At 69.0% G+C, this 19599-nt stretch carries 16 protein-coding genes and 1 pseudogene; 1 reads left to right on the top strand and 16 read right to left on the bottom strand.

Annotated elements, in window-relative coordinates; all coding sequences use genetic code 11:
• A partial coding sequence (locus D7X32_RS34235; RefSeq protein WP_147450378.1) for a non-ribosomal peptide synthetase occupies positions 1-4367 on the top strand: 4367 nt, incomplete at its 5' end.
• A gap of 79 nt (positions 4368-4446) precedes the next feature.
• Here D7X32_RS34235 and D7X32_RS34240 read toward each other — a convergent pair.
• From D7X32_RS34240 to D7X32_RS34315, 16 genes and pseudogenes are all read right to left on the bottom strand, one after another.
• Positions 4447-5241 carry a DedA family protein gene (locus D7X32_RS34240; RefSeq protein ID WP_120606776.1) on the bottom strand — a complete coding sequence of 265 codons (795 nt, stop codon included), beginning with the start codon at positions 5239-5241 and terminating at the stop codon, positions 4447-4449.
• Between the two features lie 305 nt (positions 5242-5546).
• Positions 5547-6017: a cyclic nucleotide-binding domain-containing protein gene (locus D7X32_RS34245; RefSeq protein WP_120606777.1), complete on the bottom strand. Its 471-nt coding sequence runs from the start codon at positions 6015-6017 to the stop codon at positions 5547-5549.
• Between the two features lie 32 nt (positions 6018-6049).
• Positions 6050-6565 carry a gamma carbonic anhydrase family protein gene (locus D7X32_RS34250; protein WP_120606778.1) on the bottom strand — a complete coding sequence of 172 codons (516 nt, stop codon included), beginning with the start codon at positions 6563-6565 and terminating at the stop codon, positions 6050-6052.
• A gap of 37 nt (positions 6566-6602) precedes the next feature.
• Complete coding sequence (miaB, locus tag D7X32_RS34255; protein ID WP_120606779.1) at positions 6603-7988, bottom strand: tRNA (N6-isopentenyl adenosine(37)-C2)-methylthiotransferase MiaB; 1386 nt, start codon at positions 7986-7988, stop codon at positions 6603-6605.
• Between the two features lie 73 nt (positions 7989-8061).
• On the bottom strand, positions 8062-8577 hold the full coding sequence (locus D7X32_RS34260) for a hypothetical protein (RefSeq protein ID WP_120606780.1): 516 nt from the start codon (positions 8575-8577) through the stop codon (positions 8062-8064).
• 36 nt (positions 8578-8613) lie between these two features.
• On the bottom strand, positions 8614-10011 hold the full coding sequence (locus D7X32_RS34265; RefSeq protein WP_120606781.1) for a VWA domain-containing protein: 1398 nt from the start codon (positions 10009-10011) through the stop codon (positions 8614-8616).
• A 4-nt stretch (positions 10012-10015) separates the two neighbouring features.
• Positions 10016-11311, bottom strand: coding sequence for a class I SAM-dependent RNA methyltransferase (locus D7X32_RS34270; protein WP_120606782.1), 1296 nt, complete (start codon positions 11309-11311; stop codon positions 10016-10018).
• A gap of 39 nt (positions 11312-11350) precedes the next feature.
• Positions 11351-11743 carry a PilZ domain-containing protein gene (locus D7X32_RS34275; protein ID WP_120606787.1) on the bottom strand — a complete coding sequence of 131 codons (393 nt, stop codon included), beginning with the start codon at positions 11741-11743 and terminating at the stop codon, positions 11351-11353.
• A gap of 86 nt (positions 11744-11829) precedes the next feature.
• On the bottom strand, positions 11830-12492 hold the full coding sequence (locus D7X32_RS34280; protein WP_120606783.1) for a CoA transferase subunit B: 663 nt from the start codon (positions 12490-12492) through the stop codon (positions 11830-11832).
• Positions 12493-12495: 3 nt separating this feature from the next.
• Entirely contained in the window at positions 12496-13197 is a 702-nt protein-coding gene (locus D7X32_RS34285; protein WP_120563244.1) for a CoA transferase subunit A, read from the bottom strand.
• Positions 13198-13210: 13 nt separating this feature from the next.
• A complete protein-coding gene (locus D7X32_RS34290) occupies positions 13211-14392 on the bottom strand; it encodes a thiolase family protein (RefSeq protein ID WP_120606784.1) in 1182 nt (393 codons plus the stop codon).
• Between the two features lie 148 nt (positions 14393-14540).
• Positions 14541-16247 carry a 30S ribosomal protein S1 gene (locus D7X32_RS34295; protein ID WP_120563302.1) on the bottom strand — a complete coding sequence of 569 codons (1707 nt, stop codon included), beginning with the start codon at positions 16245-16247 and terminating at the stop codon, positions 14541-14543.
• A 273-nt stretch (positions 16248-16520) separates the two neighbouring features.
• Positions 16521-17666, bottom strand: a complete 1146-nt coding sequence (locus tag D7X32_RS34300) for an acyl-CoA dehydrogenase family protein (RefSeq protein WP_120606785.1) — start codon at positions 17664-17666, stop codon at positions 16521-16523.
• A gap of 31 nt (positions 17667-17697) precedes the next feature.
• Positions 17698-18195, bottom strand: coding sequence for an AgmX/PglI C-terminal domain-containing protein (locus D7X32_RS34305; protein WP_120606786.1), 498 nt, complete (start codon positions 18193-18195; stop codon positions 17698-17700).
• A 10-nt stretch (positions 18196-18205) separates the two neighbouring features.
• On the bottom strand, positions 18206-19348 hold the full coding sequence (locus D7X32_RS34310; RefSeq protein WP_120563240.1) for an acyl-CoA dehydrogenase: 1143 nt from the start codon (positions 19346-19348) through the stop codon (positions 18206-18208).
• 35 nt (positions 19349-19383) lie between these two features.
• Positions 19384-19599: pseudogene (locus D7X32_RS34315) on the bottom strand (hypothetical protein); the annotation flags it as partial.

Genomic DNA, 19599 nt, shown 5'->3' on the forward strand with positions numbered 1-19599 from the left:
ACATGGTGCCGTCGGCCTTCGTCACCCTGCCCTCCTTGCCTTTGACGCCCAACGGCAAGCTGGACCGCAAGGCGCTGCCCTCACCGGAAGCGCGGCTGCGCACCGCGCGTTCATACGTGGCCCCGGCCACGCCCGCGGAGGTGGCCCTGGCCTCGCTGTGGGAAGAGCTGCTGAACGTCCCCGTCGTGGGACGCAACGACCACTTCTTCGAGCTGGGCGGCCACTCAATCCTGGCCACTCAGCTGGTCTCCCGCATCCGCGCCCGCTTCGGTGTGGACGTCGGCGTCCGGGCACTGTTCGAGTCCCCCACCGTGGCGGCGCTCGCCCAAAGGTTGCCGGACGCGCCGGAAGCCAGCGCCCTGCCGCCGCTGCGTCCCGCAGCGACGCCTGGACCGCACCCGCTGTCGTTCGCGCAGCAGCGGCTGTGGTTCATCGATCAGCTCGACCCTGGCAGTGCGCTCTACAACATGCCCACGGCGCTGCGGCTCACCGGCGCGGTGGACGTGCCCGCGCTCCAGCAGGCCTTCGACGCGCTGGTGCAGCGCCACGAAGCGCTGCGCACCACCTTCGAAGCCCACGACGGTGAACCCCGCCAGCACGTGCACCCTGCCCCCACCGGAGTGCTGTCGGTGGTGGACCTGACGGGGCTCCCCGACGACGCACGTGAGGCGGAGGCGGTGCGGCTCGCGAGCGAAGACGCACTGACGCCCTTCGACCTTGCCGCGGGTCCGCTGGCGCGGCTCACGCTCCTGACGCTGGGCGCAGAGGAGCACGTGCTGCTCTTGTGCATGCACCACGCCATTGGTGACGGCTGGTCCATGAGCATCCTGGTGCGCGAAGTCACCGCGCTCTACGAAGCCTTCCGGCAGGGCCAGCCCTCGCCGCTGACTCCGTTGCCGGTGCAGTACCCGGACTTCGCCGTCTGGCAGCGCGGCTGGCTCCAGGGAGAGGTGCTGGACGCGCAGCTTGCGTGGTGGACGCAGCAGCTGGCCGGGGCCCCGCAAGCCCTGGCATTACCCACGGACAAGCCGCGTCCGCCGCAGCGTTCCGCGAGGGGCGCGACGTTCCCGGTGCGCCTGCCGCTGAAGCTGAGTGAGGCGGTGGAGGCCCTGGCACAGGCAGAGGGCGCCACCCCCTTCATGGTGCTGCTCGCGGCGTTCCAGACGCTGCTGCACCGCTACTCCGGGCAGGAGGACCTGCTGGTGGGCACGTCCATCGCGGGCCGGCGCCACGCGGAGACGGAGGGCCTCATCGGCTTCTTCGTGAACACGCTGGTGCTGCGTGCACGGTTCGACGGACGCCCGTCGTTCCGCAAGCTGCTCTCGCAGGTGCGCACCACGACGCTGGGCGCGTACGAGCATCAGGACATCCCCTTCGAGCGCCTGGTGGAAGCCGTGCAGCCCACTCGCGACCTGTCGCGCACGCCGCTCATCCAGGCCCTCTTCGCGCTCCAGAACGTGCCGGACGCGGAGGTACGCCTGCCGGAGCTGACCCTGCTGCCGGTGGAAGTGGACCTGCCCACGACGAAGTTCGACCTGGACCTGACGCTGGGCCGCACGGAGCGGGGCTTCGAGGGCGCCCTCTCCTACGCCACGGACCTCTTCGAGCCCGCCACGGCCCGCAGGCTGTCGGAGCACCTCGTCCAATTGCTGGAAGGCGCGGTCGCGAAGCCGGACGCCGCGCTGGATGCCCTGCCCCTGCTGACGGCGGAAGAGCGCCAGTGGGTGCTGGAGGAGTGGAGCGGCGAGACAGCCCCCTTCGAAGCGGACGTGCCCTTCCACACGCGCTTCGAACAGCAGGTGACGCGCACGCCCAAGGCGCCCGCCGTGGTGATGGGCGACACGACGGTGTCGTTCCACCAGCTCAACGTGCGTGCGAACCAGCTGGCGCACTCCCTGCGGAACCTGGGCGTGGGCCCGGACGTGCTGGTGGCGATCTGCCTGGAGCGCTCGCCAGAGGCCATCGTCGCCATCCTGGGCATCCTCAAGGCGGGGGGCGCGTACGTGCCGCTCGACCCGGCGGCCCCCGAAGTGCGCAAGGCCTTCATCCTGGAGAACAGCGGCGCATCCGTGCTGCTGACCACCCAGGCGCTGGTGGAGGCATGGCAGCCAGCGGTGCGGCACGTGGTGCGGTTGGACACGGACGCGCGGCGCATCGAGTCGTCCTCGCCGGGCAACCCGCGCTCGGGCGTGCGGCCGGAGCATCTGGCGTACGTCATCTACACGTCGGGTTCCACGGGCATGCCCAAGGGCGTGATGATCCAGCATCGCTCGCTGGCGCACCTGCGGCGTTCGCTGACGGAGGCCTGCTACACGCAGGCGCCCAAGGTGATGCGGGTGAGCCTCAACGGTCCGCTCTACTTCGACGCGTCCGTCACGCAGCTGCTGTTGATGGGCGACGGCCACTGCCTGTGCATCGTCCCGGAGGCCGTGCGGCAGGATCCGGAGGCGATGCTCGCGTGGCTGGAGCAGCGGCGCATCGACGCGCTGGACTGCACGCCGTCGCTGTTCAAGCTGCTGCTGGAGGCGGGCTTCCTGGAGCAGCCCCACGTGCCGTCCATCTGCTTCATCGGCGGTGAGGCGATGGACGAGGTGACGTGGCGCAGGCTCGCGGCGACGGGACGTACGCGGGCCTACAACGCCTACGGCCCCACCGAAGGCACCGTCGCATCGACCACCGAGTGCATCCAGGGCACGTCGCTGCCGGCACCGGTCATCGGCCGGCCGATGCTCAACGTGGGCGTGTACGTCCTGGACGCGAACCTGAATCCCGTGTCCGTGGGCGTCCCGGGTGAGCTGTACATCGCGGGCGAAGGCCTGGCGCGCGGCTACCGGAACCGGCCGGACCTCACGGCGGAGCGCTTCATCCCCCACCCCTTCAGCACGGAGCGTGGAGCCCGCCTGTACCGCTCGGGCGACCGGGTCCGCTGGAAGCAGGACGGGACGCTCGACTTCATGGGGCGCGTGGACTTCCAGGTGAAGCTGCGCGGCTACCGCATCGAGCCGGGTGAAGTCGAAGCCGCGCTGCGCACGCATCCAGGCATCCGCGACGCGATGGTGCTGGTGCGCGAGGACGTGCCGGGCGTGCAGCGGCTGGTGGCGTACGTGGCGCCGGAAGTGGATACCGCCCCGCTCCGAAGCCACCTCCAGCGCTCGCTGCCGGACTACATGGTGCCGGCCGTCTACGTCGCGCTGCCGGTGCTCCCGCTGACACCGAACGGCAAGGTGGACCGCGCGGCGCTCCCGGCTCCGTTGGACGAAGCCACGAGCACCGAAGCGCGGGTCGGCCCCAGGGACGAGCGTGAAGCCATGCTCGAGCGCCTCTGGGCCGAAGCGCTGGGCGTGGCCGCGGTGGACGTGCGCACCAGCTTCTTCGAGCTGGGCGGGCACTCGCTCCTCGCGGTGCGACTGATGGCGGCGGTGGCCCGGGAGACGGGCCGGAAGCTCCCACTCTCCACCCTCTTCCAAGCCCCCAGCGTGGAGCGGTTCGCGGTACTGCTGGGCGAAGTCGCGGTCGAGCCCGAGGAGCCGAAGCCCTTCACTCCGCTGGTGCCCTTCACGAAGGAAGGCACGGGCACTGGCACGCCGTTCTTCTGCGTGCACCCTGTGGGCGGCAACGTGCTGGCCTACGCGGAGCTCGCGCGGAGGCTGGGACCGGATCAGCCCTTCTACGGCCTCCAGGCCCGGGGCCTGGACGGCGAAACCGAACCGCTGGACACCGTGGAGGCCCTGGCCGCCAGCTACGTGCGGGCGCTGCGGAAGGTCCAGCCCACGGGCCCGTACCACCTGGGCGGCTGGTCCCTGGGCGGCGTCATCGCGTACGAGATGGCGTACCAGCTCCGCGAGGCGGGTGAAGCGGTGGAGCTGGTGGCGATGATCGACTCGTACGTGCCGGAGACGGTGCCGGACACGGAGCCGAACCTGGACCGCACGCTGGCGGTAGGCCTGTTCGCGCAGGACCTGATGGGCGTGTCGCTGGCGGACCTGGACGTGGACACGGCGGAGCTGGCGACCCAGGAGCCCGACGCGGCGCTCGCGACGGTGCTGGAGGCCTCGGCCCGGACTGGCGCCCTGCCGCCCGGCGTGGACGCCGTGAACGCCACGGCCCTCTTCCAGGTCTTCGAGGCCAACCTCGAAGCAGCCCGGCGCTATCACCCGCCCGCGATGGATCAGCGGGTGCTGCGCATCCAGGCGGACGACCCCGCCGACGACACAGGCACGGGAGACGGCGGCTGGACGGCGCTCGTGGGAGACCGGCTGGAGTCGCACCGCCTGCCGGGCAACCACTACACGCTGCTGCGCGAGCCGGTGGTGCAGGCGGTGGCGGAGCTGCTGGCGAAGGCGCTCCGCGACCCGAGCAAGGCGTAACCCGCGCCCCGCAACGAAGAACCCCGCTCCCTCCTTCGAGGGGGCGGGGTCCGTGGACCGCGTCACCGAAGCGCAGCCGCTACTTGTGCGCGTTCAGGTCCGGTTCGGACGCGGGCGCCTTGTCGGCGGGCACGTCGAAGAAGGCGCTGGGGCTGGGCGCGCGCGTCGCCGACACGCTGTTGTCCAGCGTCTCCGGCACGGGCGGCAGGGCCACCGGCGTCATCTGCGCCTTGGCGGCCGCCTCCGCCTCGAGCTTCGCGTTCCTACGGCGGCGGTAGAGGAAGTAGCCCACCGCCAGCACCGCCAGCGAGCCCATCACCACGACCTGGCCGTCCTTCAGCTTGCGGATGACCATGTCCAGCTCGCCACCGAAGTGGAACCCGAGCCACACGAACACCGGCGCGGACAGGAGCGCCGCCAGCCCGTCCCACAGGATGAAGCGCCAGTAGGGCATGTGCACGGAGCCCGCGGTGAAGTACGTCACCGCGCGCACGCCCGGCATGAAGCGGGCGATCATCACGATCTTCTGGCCGTGCGTGACGAAGAGCGACTCCACCTTCGCCCGCTTCTCCGGCGTGACGATCTTGGAGAAGAACCCTCCACCCTTCGCCCCCGGGTCGCGCCCCAGCCGCGTGCCCAGCCGGCGCCCCGCCAGGTAGATGAGGCTGTCACCCACCAGGATGCCGAAGAACCCCACCGCCATCATCACCGGCAGGTGGGCCGCGCCCTTGTGCGCCAGGAACCCACCGAGGATGAGCGAGATGTCCTCCGGCAGCGGCACGCCCAGACCGCACGCCACCAGGATGGCGAACACGGTCAGGTAGGCGAAGAGGCCCTGGGAGTTACCGAGCAGGTTGGTGAGCAGTTCTTCCACGCGTCGTTCCGTCCAATCACTTCCGAAGGGCCGCTCGGCAACCACCCGGGCCAGCCCGTCCATCACCCAGCCATCAACCGGGTGCGACAGTTGAAAACTCCGGCCGCCCAGCTTCCCACCTCAAGCGTCCGCGCCCCATCACGAAAGCCCTCGGCCTTCTGTCTACCCACACCTACGGTGTGCGACACCGTAAGAGCCCGGGGGGCCTCCAGGCGAGGACAGTAACCACCCCGGGTGCGGGTGGCAGGAACTCCCGTGCGTCCGGCCTCCCAGCAGGATCCCCGCGCGACCTGTCCGACAGTCGGTCAGGTTCCGGGAGCCCGCGCCACGAGCGTGCGCAGCATGTCCCGGTTGTCCCGGGCCTTCGCCCCGAAGTGGCTGACGATGCCCATCAACAGCTTGATGCAGGCCTGCGGCTTCGCGGCGAGCAGCTTCTGGAAGTCCGCCGAGCGGATCTCCAGCGCCATCACATCCGTCTGCGCGGTGGCGGAGCACAGCCGCTCCCCCTTCTGCACGAGCGCCAGTTCGCCCAGGGGTTCCCCGACGGTGACTTCACCCAGGGCCACGTCCTCGCCCGAGGGGCTCCGGGCGCTCAGCCGCACGGTGCCCTCGCCGACGATCAGCAGCGAGTCCCCCGGCTTGCCCTCGGTGAACAGCGCCGTCCCCTTGGGGAAGGCGCGCGACACGGACGCCGCCGCGAAGATGGAGATGCCGGTGTCGGTGAAGCCCTTGAAGAGCGGACAGGCCTTCAGGGTCGTCTCGGGCACGAGAGCCATGGGGTGTTCCTAACACGCACAACGCGGCAGCGTCAGCGGCTGGCGCGGTGTTCGGCGGCGGTGTGCACGTAGTGGAGGGCGGACTGCACCAGGAACTCGCGTTCGCCGTCGTGGATGGGGCGCTTCACCTTGCCGGGCGAGCCCACCACCAGCGTCCCCGGGGGAATCTTCGTCCCGGGCGTCAGCAGCGTGCCAGCGCCGATGATGCAGTCGTCCCCCACCTCCACGCCGTCCATCAGGATGGCGCCCATGCCCACCAGCACCCGGTGGCCCACGAGGCACCCGTGGAGGATGACCCGGTGGCCCACCGTGCAGTCGTCCCCCACCGTCGTGGAGTCACCCTGGCTGGTGACATGCACCATGGTGAGGTCCTGGATGTTGGTGCGCTTGCCGATGCGGATGGCGTTCACGTCCCCGCGCAGCACAGAGTTGAACCAGATGGACGAGTCCTCGCCCAGCTCCACATCGCCCACCACCTGGGCGGAGTCCTCGACGAAGCAGCTCGGGTGGACGCGGGGGGAGACCCCGCGAAACGGCCTCAACGCCATGGTGGTACCTCCGACGGCGGGACAGCGGCGGGAGGCGTCAGGCCTCCGCCGGGACATGCAGCGGCACGGGCAGCTCCACCGGCAGCGGCGCCACGGTGGGGGACTGAAGCACCGCCACCTGCTTGCCACCGAGCTGGTTCGGCGTCGCGCGCTCCACGTGCACCTTCACGATGGAGCCCGCGGGAGCGTCGCCCTCGAAGTTCACGGTGCGGTTCTCCGGCGTGCGGCCAAAGCGCTTGGTGGCGTCGTAGCGCGAGCGCCCCTCGACCAGGACCTCCACGTCCAGCCCCACCTGCGCCTGGGTGTACTCGCCGCTGATGCGCCGCTGCAGCTTCTGCAGCCGCTCCAGCCGGGCCACCTTCACCTCGTGCGGGATGGGACCCCAGTCCTTCTCGCGCAGCGCGGCGCCCGTCTTGGGGCGCGGGCTGTACACGAAGGAGAACTGGTTGTCGTACTTCACCCGCTCCGTGAGCTGCATCGTCATCTCGAACTCTTCCTCGGTCTCTCCGGGGAAGCCCACGATGATGTCCGTGGTGATGGCGATGCCGGGCCGCGCGGCGCGCAGCTTCTCCAGCCGCTCCATGTACTGCTCGACGGTGTAGTCGCGGCGCATCATCTTCAGGATGCGGTCGCTGCCGCACTGCACCGGCAGGTGGAAGTGCGGGGCGATCTTCGGCTGCACGCGGAAGGCTTCGATCAGCTCGTCCGACAGGTCATGCGGGTGGCTGGTGGTGAAGCGCACGCGCTCGATGCCCGGCACCTCCGCGGTGCGAAGGAGCAGCTGCGCGAAGCTGATGCCGCCCAGGTACGAGTTGACGTTCTGCCCGATGAGCGTGACTTCGCGCAGGCCCACGCCGGCCAGGTCCGCCACCTCGTTGAGCACCTCCGGGAAGTTGCGGCTCACCTCGCGGCCACGGGTGTGCGGGACGATGCAGAACGAGCAGACGTTGTCGCAGCCCTTCATCACGGTGACGAACTCGGTCACCTTGCCGCGGGACGTCTCCGCGTCGGCGCGCGGGAAGACGTACTCCTCGGAGTCCACGAAGGCCGTCTCCACCACGCGCTCGCGGGCGTCCTGCACGCGGGCGATGACTTCCGGCAGCTTCGCGATGTTGTCCGGGCCGAAGACGAAGTCCAGGTACGGGACCTTCTTCAGCAGCTTGTCCTTCTCCTGCTGGGCCACGCAGCCGCCCACGCCCAGGATGGCTCCGCGGCTGGCCTTCACCGCGCGGTAGCGCCCCAGCGCGGACAGCATCTTGTCCTCGGCCTTCTCCCGGATGGAGCAGGTGTTGAGGATGATGAGGTCCGCGTTGTCCGGCTCCGGCGTGGGGACGTAGGACATCTTCGACAACGCTTCGCTCATGCGGAGCGAGTCGTTGACGTTCATCTGGCAGCCGAAGGTGTGGATGAAGTAGCGCTTCATGGGTAGGCCTTGAAGGAAAACGGGCCGTTATGCGACGCCCGGACGCGGAATGCAACCGGGCGGACACGCCGGGTCATCCCCGGCTGAGCACCTTCGTGAGCCGGGTGTGCAGGGCCACCACCTCCGCCTCGCGCTCCCGGAGCAGGGCCAGAGTCTCCACGCCGTACCGCCGGCCCAGGGCGTCCGTCTCCCGCTCCTGCTTCACCAGCTCGTCCCGGACGCGCTTGCGCACCTCCTCCGCCTCCGGCCCGGAGCGGGATTCCAGCTCCGTCAGCTTCGAGCGCAGCCGCTGCAGCGTCCACCGCCGCCCGCCAAAGGCCCGGAGGACCGCGCTCCCCCACTCCGCCGCCTTCACGTCCAGGCCGCTGGCGCCCAGGGCCGCCGTCTGCGCCCGGGCCATGGCCTCGGGGCCTGCGTCCGCCTCCACGTGCGCCAGGAAGGTCTCCTGGTAGCGGACCAGCTGGTCGAGCAGCGCCTTGTCCACCGGCCGGGACGCCATGCGCAGCGTGCGGTCGTCGGCGGCGTCGAAGTCCGCGCCGGTCTCCACGTTGGGGACGTCCTGGTAGTCGTCGAAGAAGGACGGGGCCATGGGGCTCTCCTCTGAAACTTTGGAGCGAAGGGGTTTTCAGACGGGGACGAGCTGTTCCGCGATGCGGGCCAGGTCCGACACGGAGGTGACGACCACGGCCTGGGTGCAGTGCTTCTCGTAGGTGAGCATCTCGCTGTCGCCGATGCCCCAGTTGCCCCGGTCCTCGGGGCAGATCCACAGCACGCGCTTGGCCTTGCGCTTCAGGTCCTTCAGGGCCCAGGCGTTGCTCGCGTTGTAGTTGTTGCGGCCGTCGCCAATGATCATCACGGTGGTGCGGCGCGTGATGCTGCCCAGGTGGTCGCGCGAGAAGTCCGCCAGCGCACGGCCGTAGTTGGAGTTCGCGCTCATGGACACGGTGCGCCCGGCGGTCGCCGCGTCGATGGCCTCGCTCACGTCCAGGTCCTTGAAGAACGGGGTCACTTCGCCCACGTCGGACACGAAGACGAACGAGCGCACGCGCACGAACAGCGACTGCAGCGTGTGCATGAACAGCAGCATCATCCGGGATGCGTTGCGCACGGAGTCGGACACGTCGCAGAGCACCACCAGCTCCGGGCGCTCCGGCCGGCGGGTGCGGAACACGGGCACCATGGGCACGCCGTCCCAGGGCATGTTCCGGCGCAGCGTGCGCTGCACGTTGAGCGACCCGCGCCGGTGCGAGCGCTGCTTGCGGATCATCCGGCTCTTGAGCTTCTCCGCCAGCGTGCGGACGGCGGCCTCCATCTGGTCCACCTCCGCCTGCGTGAGCAGGTGCAGCGGCTTCTCCGTGACGGAGTCCGTGCGCCGGCGGATGCGAGCCTCGGACTGGCGCTTCACCTCCGCGCGCGCGGCGTCTTCAATCTTGCGCATCGCCGCGGCGACGTGGCGCGAGACGATCTCCACCCCTTCCGCATGGAGCCCGCGAGCCTTCAGCTCGTCCTCCAGCGACTTGAGGTCGGAGCGCGCCCGCTCCATGCCCGCGCCCGCGAGCATCCGCCGCGTGAAGAACCCCGTCTGCAGCGGGCTCTCCAGTTGGCCCATGTCCAGCTGGAGCGACGCCTGACGGAAGATCTGCGCCAGCCGCGCGCGGTCGCCCGCGAGGATGGCCTGCGCCAGCGGGGACATCTCCGGAGCCAGGAGGTTCATCTGGTAGATGACCATCTTCAGCAGGTCGCCCTCCAGATAGCCCTCGTCCTCCAGCTGCTTCGCCAGCGATGCGTCAATGGCCTCGAACGTGCGGGCCGCGCCGGAGAAGTAGAAGTCGAACGCGCGGCGGAAGGTCTCCACGTCCAGCTCGCGCTTCACCAGCGTGGTGCGCAGCACGGAGCGGAACAGCGCGCGGTCCTGGACGCCCACCTCGGCGGTGGCGCGCAGGGCGTCCTGCACCTCGGACGTACTGACGCGGACACCGTTCTGGCGAAGCACTTCCGCGAACTCGACGATGCGCGCGTCCATGGCGTCAGGCCTCCCGTTCGAAGGACATCACCGCTTCCACGTGGTGCGTCTGCGGGAACATGTCCACCACCTGGAGAGCCACGGGCTTGTAACCGGCCTCCACCAGCCCCGCCGCGTCGCGCGCCAGCGAGGCCGGGTCGCACGCCACGTACACGACCCGGCGCACGTTCAACGCGCGCATCCACTTCGCCAGGCCCGGCGCACCGGCCCGAGGCGGATCCGCGAGGCACAGGTCGAACGAGCGCCCCTCCGCCACCAGCCCGTCGCACACCTTGCGCGCATCGCCCTGGACGAAGCGCACGTTGGCCACCCCACCCTCGCGAGCACTCCGCTGCGCCAGCTCCACGCCCACCGGAGACGACTCCACGCCCAGCACCGCCCCGGCCGTCCCGGCCAGCGGGAACGTGAAGTTGCCGTTGCCGGAGTACAGCTCCAGCACGGAGTCCGTCTCCTTCGCGCCCAATTCGTACAGGGCCGCGGTGACGAGCCCCACGTTGGCCTCCGCGTGCGCCTGGGCGAACGCATCCGGCCGCAGGTACACCGGCACCTCGGGACGCAGCGGAGACAGCGAGCGCAGCACCGGCCGGCCAATCAGCCGCGCCGAGCCCTCCTTCGGCACCAGCACCGCGCCCTCCAGCCGCAGCGCGCGCACCGCGGCCTCCGCGGCCTCCAGGTGCCGAGCCGTCACGGAGCCGCTCATGTTCACCGCGAACGCGGCCTTGTCGCCCTCAGCCAGCAGCAGCACCTCCTCGGTGTCCTTGGCCAGCGGCTTGAGGAGCGGGGCCAGCTTCCCGGGCAGTGCCGTGAGCACCGGCGTCAACGCGGGGCAGACGTCCACGGGGATGCGCTCGTGCGTGCGCCGGCCGAAGTAGCCGAGCGCTCCCTTCCCCGCCCCGTGCAGCACCGCGCGGCGGCGATAGCCCCAGTCGCGAGGCGCCACCATCAACGGCCGAACGGTGAAGGCCGAGCGCTTCAGGCGGCCCAGGTGCTCCAGCGTGGACAGGACGATCTCCTGCTTCGCGGAGCGCTGCGCCGGCACGGACAGCTCCAGCCAGTCACAGCCGCCGCACGCGTCGGAGTACACGCAGCGCGACGTGACGCGCTCCGCCCCATCCGCCAGCACCTGGCCCAGGAGCCCGCGCAGGACCTTGCCCTGGACCTCCAGGCGGACGCGCACGGTGTCGCCGGGGAAGGCGCCGGGCACGAAGACGGTGCGCCCCTCCCACGAGGCCACGCCCTCCCCGAGCTGGCCCAGCCGTTCAATCGTCAGTTCAATGGGGGCTTCGGGCAGCGTCGTCATCGCAGGCGCACTCGCGGGGGCCGCCTGGGTGGGGCCGCCCTACTTCCGGGTCGCACTGCCACGCTCGTCCGCCGGCAGGGCTTCCCGCAGGCGCTCCACGAACGCTTCGATGCGCGACCGCTTCTCGTCGTCAACGTCCAGGAACTCCACCGCCATCCCCGGCACCTCGGACCCCGGCGTCCCCTGGGCGTTGGTGCGGGTCACCTTCCCCGACAGGTCCACCGGGAAGCTGGCACCCGGCAGCGACACCAGCAGGCGCACCACCGTGCCCACCGCCAGGGGCTGCTGCGTGTTGATGTAGAGCCCTCCGCGCGACAGGTTCACCGCCCAGTCCGTCACGAAGCCCGCCACCGTGCGGTACGCCACGGGCAGCTCATGGTCGATGCGGTGCGCGCGAGGCGCGGGGACGGGCTTCTCCGAAGTGTCGGCCATGATGGGCTCCGTTCCCCGGGGGAAGGTGGCTTCCGCCCGCCTCCAGAACTGGAGGGGGAAACGGAAGCGCACCCTAGCACCCAACGTCAGGCCTGGAACTTCATCTCGCGCAGGTCGGGCGCGATCTTCAGCTTCGGCTCGGTGAGCTGCTGCACCCGTTCCACCGTCAGTCCGGGTGCCAGCTCGCGGAGGACCAGCCCCTCCGGCGTCACGTCCATGAACGCGTGGTCCGTGACGATGTGGTGCACGCACTTCAGGCCCGTCAGCGGCAGCGAGCACTTCTTCAGGATCTTGGGCTGCCCGTCCTTGTTGGCGTGCTCCATGGCCACGTAGATGCGCTTGGCACCCACGGCCAGGTCCATGGCGCCGCCCATGCCCTTCACCATCTTGCCGGGGATCATCCAGTTGGCCAGGTCGCCTTCTTCGCTGACCTCCATGGCGCCCAGCACGGCCAGGTCGATGTGGCCGCCGCGGATCATCCCGAAGGACAGCGCGGAGTCGAAGAAGGCGGAGCCCTTCACCACCGTCACCGTCTCCTTGCCCGCGTTGATGAGGTCCGGGTCCTCGCTCCCCTCCTCCGGATACGGCCCGATGCCGAGCAGGCCGTTCTCCGATTGGAGCACCACCTCCACCCCGGGCGGGATGTAGTTCGGCACGAGCGTGGGGATGCCGATGCCCAGGTTGACGTAGAAGCCGTCCTTGAGCTCCTGGGCGATGCGCTGCGCGATCTGTTCACGAGTCAGGGGCATGGCTCAGGACGCCTTCTTGCGGACGGTCCGCCGCTCGATCCACTTCTGGAGGTTCTGCGCCTGCACGATGCGGTGCACGAAGATGCTCGGGATGTGCACCAGGTCCGGGTCCAGCTCGCCCGGCTGCACGATGTGCTCCGCCTCCACGATGGTGACCTTGGCGGCCATGCACATCATGGGGGTGAAGTTCCGCGCCGTCTTGTGGAACACCAGGTTGCCCCAGGTGTCCGCCTTCCACGCGTGGACGATGGCGAAGTCGGCCTTCAGCGGCGTCTCCAGGACGTGGAGCCGCCCGTCGATCATGCGCGACTCCTTGCCCTCCGCCACCTGGGTGCCCGCGCCCGTCGGCGTGAAGAACCCGCCAATGCCGCAGCCCCCGGCGCGGATGCGCTCCGCGAGCGTGCCCTGCGGATTCAATTCCACCTCCAGCTCACCGGAGAGGAACTGCCGCTCGAACTCCTTGTTCTCCCCCACATAGCTGGCGACCATCTTCTTCACCTGCTTGTTCTGCAGGAGGATGCCCAGCCCCAGCTCCGTGGTGCCGCAGTTGTTGGAGATGATGGTGAGGCCCTTCACGTTCTTCTTGTGCAGGGCCGTGATGAGGTTCTCGGGGTTGCCGCACAGCCCGAACCCACCACTCATGAGGGTGATGTTGTCCGGGATGTCGGCGACCGCCTCATCCGCGCTCGCGTAGACCTTGTTCATGCGGGCCGTGTCCTCAGCGCTCGACCATCAGCGCGATGCCTTCGCCGCCGCCGATGCACAGCGACGCCACGCCGCGCTTCTTGTCCTGGTCCTTCAGCGTCTGGAGCAGCGTGACGAGCACGCGCGCACCGGAAGCGCCAATCGGGTGGCCCAGCACCACCGCGCCGCCGCGCACGTTCACCTTGGACGGGTCCAGGCCGAGGATCTTGTTGTTGGCGATGGACACCACGGAGAAGGCCTCGTTGATCTCCCAGAGGTCCACGTCCTTGGCCGTCACGTTCTGCTTCTTGAGCAGCGTGTTGATGGCGTCCGCCGGCGCGATGGTGAACTCCACCGGCTTGCGGGCGGCCTGCGCGTAGCCCTTGATGCGGCCCAGGATGGTGCGGCCTTCGGCCTTCGCCTTCTCCTCGCTCATCAGCACCAGCGCCGCGGCGCCGTCGTTGATGGAGGACGCGTTGGCGGCCGTCACGGTGCCGTCCTTCTTGAACACCGGCTTCAGGCCCGGGATCTTGTCCGGCTTGGCGTTCTTGGGGCCTTCGTCCTCGGAGACGGTGGTGAACTCATCCGGCTTCTTGCCGGGAATCTGCACGGGGACGATCTCCGCGGCGAACAGGCCTTCCTTCTGGGCCTGGATGGCGCGGCGCGTGGACTCCAGCGCGAACTCGTCCTGCTGCGCGCGGCTGATGCCCTGGGAGGTGGCACACTCCTCGGCACAGTTGCCCATGTGGACGTTGCCGTACACGTCCCAGAGGCCGTCGCTGATCATCGCGTCCTTGAACTCCACGTTGCCCATGCGGGAACCGCCGCGCATGGTGTGGCTCAGGTAGGGCGCGTTGGACATGGACTCCATGCCGCCCGCGACGACGACGTCCGCGTCACCCAGCGCGATGGACTGCGCCGCGGCGATCACGGCCTTGAGGCCGGAGCCACAGACCTTGTTCAGCGTGACGGCCGGGACGGTGTCCGGGAGGCCCGCGAAGATGGTGGCCTGACGCGCCGGGGCCTGGCCCACGCCCGCCTGCAGGACGCAGCCCATGATGACCTCCTGCACGGCCTCCGGCTTCACGCCCGCGCGCTCCAGCGCCGCCTTGATGGCGATGGCGCCCAGCTGGGGAGCGGTGAGCTTGGACAGCGCTCCCTGGAAGGAGCCGATGGGGGTACGGGCCGCGCCCACGATGACGACTTCACGAGCCATGGAATTGCCTCCTGGAGAGGGGGACCATCTGTAAAAGAGAAAAGCGCCGGAAGGCACTTATCACGGGCGGTTTCGGCCGAATCAAATGGAAACGGCCGGGCTCCCCGCAGGGAACCCGGCCGCTATTCACGTCAGGACGTTGGGCTGATTACTTCTTCAGCTTGGAGGCCATGACGTCGCCCAGGCGGGCCTTGGAACCCTCGGCCTGCTTGCGCAGGTACTCGCGGTAGTCCTCGCCCTCGCCGATGAGCGCCTTGATGGACAGCGCCACCTTGCGGTCCGGGGTGTTGATGTCGATGAGCTTCACCTCGACATCCTGGCCCTCGCTCACCACGTCGCGGGGGTTCTCCACGCGCTCTTCCTTCAGCTCGGAGACGTGGACGAGGCCCTCGATGCCCGGCTCGATCTCCACGAACGCGCCGAAGTCGGTGACCTTGGTGACCTTGCCCTTCACGCGGCTGCCCACGGGCAGGCGCTCGGAGAGGGTCTCCCAGGGGTCCGGCTGGAGCTGCTTGATGCCCAGGCTGAAGCGCTCGTTCTCGACGTCGATGTTGAGGACCACCGCCTCGACCTCGTCGCCCTTCTTGAACATCTCGCCCGGGTGCTTGATGCGCTGGGTCCAGGAGATGTCGGACACGTGCACCAGGCCGTCCACGCCCTCCTCGACGCCGACGAACACGCCGAAGTCGGTGACGTTGCGGATCTGGCCCTTGATGACGGAGCCGATCGGGTACTTGTCCTCGAGCAGCGTCCAGGGGTTCTGCTCGATCTGCTTCATGCCCAGCGCGATGCGCTTGGCCTTCGGATCGATGTCGAGGACGACGGCCTCCACCGTCTGGCCGACCTCCAGGATCTTGGACGGGTGCTTGAGGCGCTTGGTCCAGGACATCTCGGACACGTGCACCAGGCCCTCCACGCCCTGCTCGATCTCGATGAACGCGCCGTAGTCCGTGATGGACACGACCTTGCCGGCGACGCGCGTACCGACGGGGTACTTCTCGTCGGCGCGGTGCCACGGGTCCTCCTGGATCTGCTTGAGGCCCAGGCTGACGCGCTCCTGCGCGGGGTCGAACTTGAGGACGACGACGCGCACTTCGTCACCGACGTTGAACATCTCGCTGGGGTGACCGATGCGGCCCCAGGACATGTCGGTGATGTGCAGCAGGCCGTCGATGCCGCCGAGGTCGATGAAGGCGCCGTAGTCCGTGAGATTCTTGACGACGCCCTTGAGGACCGCACCCTCCTTGAGGTTCTTGAGGGTCTCCTTCTTCATCTCCTCGCGCTGCTTCTCCAGCAGCACGCGGCGAGAGAGGACGATGTTGCCGCGCTTCTTGTTGAACTTGATGACCTTGAACTCGAATTCCTTCGAGATGTACTGATCAAGGTTGCGCACAGGGCGGATGTCGACCTGGGAGCCGGGGAGGAACGCCTTCACGCCGATGTCGACGGAGAGGCCGCCCTTCACGCGTCCGACGATGGTGCCCTTGACGATCTCATCACGCTCGCACGCGGCGGAGATCTCGTCCCAGATGCGCATCTTGTCGGCCTTCTCCTTGGAGAGGACGACCATGCCGGTGTCGTTCTCGCGGCTCTCCAGGAGGACCTCGACGGGGTCACCGGCCTTGACGGTGACTTCCCCGCGGGGATTGGTGAACTCGGAGATCGGGACCTGACCCTCGGACTTGTAGCCGATGTCCACGATCGCGAAATCCTTCGTCACCTGCACGACCGTGCCCTTGACGATCTCGCCTTCCTTCAGGATTCCGTCGCCGCCACGCTCCTTGAGCGAGGCCTCGAACATCGCCGCGAAGTCTTCGTCACCGCCGTCGATCTGCTGGTTCACGTTCTGCTGCATGAAGTGGAAGTCCTTGGAACGGTACAACTGCCCCCTGTTGGAATGGGTGCGCGGCCGCCTGCGGGGAGCGACGGGAAACCGCGATTGTCCCTCGAACAGGGACGCAAGGCTGGTTGGAAGCCGCGCACCCTAGACACCTGGGTTTCCAGGAGTCAAGAGGGGCGCCGCACCAGGATGGTGATCCGTGTTCTATGAACGCCCGGCAGCGTCCGCATCTGTCCTACCCTGCCGGTGCCCCCTGCCCGCTCGCCCCAGGTGGGACAAGCGGAGCGCCTACCCCTGTTGCCGGAATGTTTCCCGGGCAATGACCATCCGCTGCACCTCGCTGGTGCCCTCGTAGATGGTCTGCACGCGGGCATCCCGGAAGTAACGCTCGACCGGGAACTCGTCGATGTAACCGTAGCCCCCGTGCAGTTGCACGGCCTTGTCCGCGACCTTGTTGCTCATCTCGCTGGCGAACAGCTTCGCCATGGAGGCCTCGCGGGTGAACGGCTGGCCGGCCTCCTTGAGGGCGGCCGCGCGCAGGGTCAGCAGCTCGGCCGCGTCCAGCTGTGTGCGCATGTCCGCCATCATGAAGCGCGGGCCCTGGAGGTCCGCCACGGCCTGGCCAAAGGCCTTGCGGTCCTTGGTGTAGGACACGGCCGCTTCCAGCGCCGCGCGGCCCGTGCCGCACGCCTGCGCCGCGATGCCAATGCGCCCGCCGTCCAGCGCCATCATGGCCAGGCGGAACCCGTCGCCCTCCTTGCCCAGGAGGTTGGCCGCGGGCACTTCGCAGTCCTCGAAGGTGAGCCCCACGGTGTTGGACGCGCGCAGGCCCATCTTGTCCTCGTGCTTGCCCACGTGGAGGCCCTTCGCGCCGCCCTCCACGATGAAGCAGGACAGGCCCTTGTTGCCGGACTGTCCCGTGCGGGCCCAGACGACGATGACGCCCGCGTAGGCGCCGGAGGTGATCCACTGCTTGCTGCCGTTGAGCACGTACACGTCGCCGCGCTTCACGGCGGTGGTGCGCATGGCGCCGGGGTCGGAGCCCGCGTGCGGCTCGCTCAGCGCGAACGCGCCGACGATGGCCTCACCCGACGTGATCTTCGGGACGAACTTCTCCCGCTGCGCGTCGGTGCCCACGGCGTGGATGAGCTCCCCGCACATGTTGGTGACGGCCATGGCCACGGCCACGGAGGCGTCCGCGGCGGCCATCTCCATCATGGCCAGCGCGTAGGACACGACGCCCGCTTCCGCGCCGCCGTAGCGGCCCGGGAGGTTCACGCCCAGCAGGCCCACTTCGGCCAGGGCCTTGAAGACTTCCGGGTCGAAGCGCTCCTCGCGGTCCGCGGCGCGGGCGTGCGGGGCCACGCGCTCGCGGGCGAACTTGCGCGCGGTGTCGCGGATGAGCGTCTGGGTCTCGCTGAGGTCGAAGTTCACGGGCGCGGTGTCCTGAAGAGCGCTGCGGGCGCTAATCGATGGCCTTGAGGTTGAACGGGTACTCGATGGGGTGGTCGCGGCCGTCCGGGGGCTTGGGGAAGTCCATGGACGACAGCACCGCGATCACGCAGTCGTTGAGGCCCGCGTCCTTCAGCGTGCTGCCGAACTTGTCCACCTTGGCGCTGCGCACGGTGCCTTCGGCGGTGATGGTGAAGGTGGTCCGGAGCACGCCCTCCACCTTCTTGTCCTTCTCCACCATGTGGTCCTCGTAGCACTCCTGGATGCGAGGCGTGTGGTGGGCCATCACCTGGCGGATGGAGTCCGGGGTGAAGGGCAGCTTGCTGACGTCCAGCCCGTCGTCCTTCTTGGGCGCGGGCGCCTTGGCCGGGGCGGACTCCGGATCCGACTGGGTCGCCGCCTGGGTCTTGGCCGGAGCCGAGGACTTCTTCTTCGACGAGCCCTGGGCGAGCGCCAGTGGGGACGCCAGGCCCAGGGACAGGAACAGCACGGGGAGGAGTGCGCGCTTCATGGCCGGGTGACTACTCCTTCAGCAGGTTGGCGGAGATGACGATGCGCTGGATCTCGCTCGTCCCCTCGTAGATTTCGGTGATGCGCGCGTCGCGCACGTGGCGCTCGGCGTCCATCTCCTTGCTGTAGCCCATGCCGCCGTGGATCTGCAGGGCCTTGTTGGCCACGCGGCTGGCCATCTCGCTGGCGTAGAGCTTGGCCATGGCGCTCTCAGGGCTGTGGCGCACGCCCTTGTCCTTCATCAGCGCCGCGCGCCACACCAGCAGGCGGGCCGCGTCGATCTCCATGGCCATGTCGGCGATCATGAACTGGATGGCCTGGTGGTCGCGGATGGGCTTGCCGAACGTCTTGCGCTCACCCGAGTAGCGCACCGCCTCCTCGAAGGCCGCGCGCGCGATGCCCAGCGCCTGGGACGCGATGCCGATGCGGCCGCCGTCCAGGGTAGACATGGCGACCTTGAAGCCCTCGCCCTCCTTGCCCAGGCGGTACTTCTCCGGCACGCGCATGTCCTCGAAGAACATGGAGCAGGACCACGCGGCGCTGATGCCCATCTTCTTGTCGGGCTCGGCGCGGGTGAAGCCGGGGGTGTTGGTGGGCACGAGGAAGGCGGTGATGCCCTTGTTGCCCGCTTCCCGGTTCGTCATCGTGATGAGGACGATGGCGTCGGCCTTGGGGCCGTTGGTGATCCAGTTCTTGGAGCCGTTGATGATGTACTCGTCGCCCCGCTTCACGGCGACGGTCTTCTGGGCGGCGGCGTCGCTGCCAGCCTCCGGCTCCGTGAGGCCGAAGCAGCCGAGCTTCTCACCGCTGGCGAAGGGCTTGAGGAACTGCTCCTTCTGCTCGGGGGTGCCGAACTTGGACACCGGGTCGCAGTAGAGCGAGTTGTTCACGCTCATGATCACGCCGGTGGAGGCGCAGCCGCGCGAAATCTCCTCCATCGCGATGGCGTAACAGACGTTGTCCAGGCCCGCCCCGCCCCACTCCTCCGGAACGGCGATGCCCAGCAGCGAAAGCTCCGCCAGCTTCTTCACCGCGTCCGTGGGCCACGCGTGCTGTTCGTCCCACTTGCGGGCGTTGGGGATGAGCTCCTTGGCGGCGAACTCGCGGCACAGCCGCTGGATCTCGCGCTGGATGTCGGTCAGCTCGAAGTTCATGGTGGACCTCCCATAGTACGGGGTCCGCCCGGGGGCTACTCCGAAGACGCCCCTCCGTCCTCGGGGGCGGGGATCCGGGTCCCAAAGAACATCGCCAGCGGCACCGTCACGTCGAAGGATACGTCCGTGCGAGCCCCCGCGTCCGTCCACGTCCTGCGCACCACCACCGACACCGTCCAGGGTTGGGTGTCCCGGTGCCGTTCAATCAGGTCGTAGGTGAGCCCCACTCCGGCCACCCCGCCCTTCCCGTC

The organism is Corallococcus carmarthensis (genome assembly GCF_003611695.1).
In the GTDB taxonomy this organism is placed as follows: Bacteria; Myxococcota; Myxococcia; order Myxococcales; family Myxococcaceae; genus Corallococcus; species Corallococcus carmarthensis.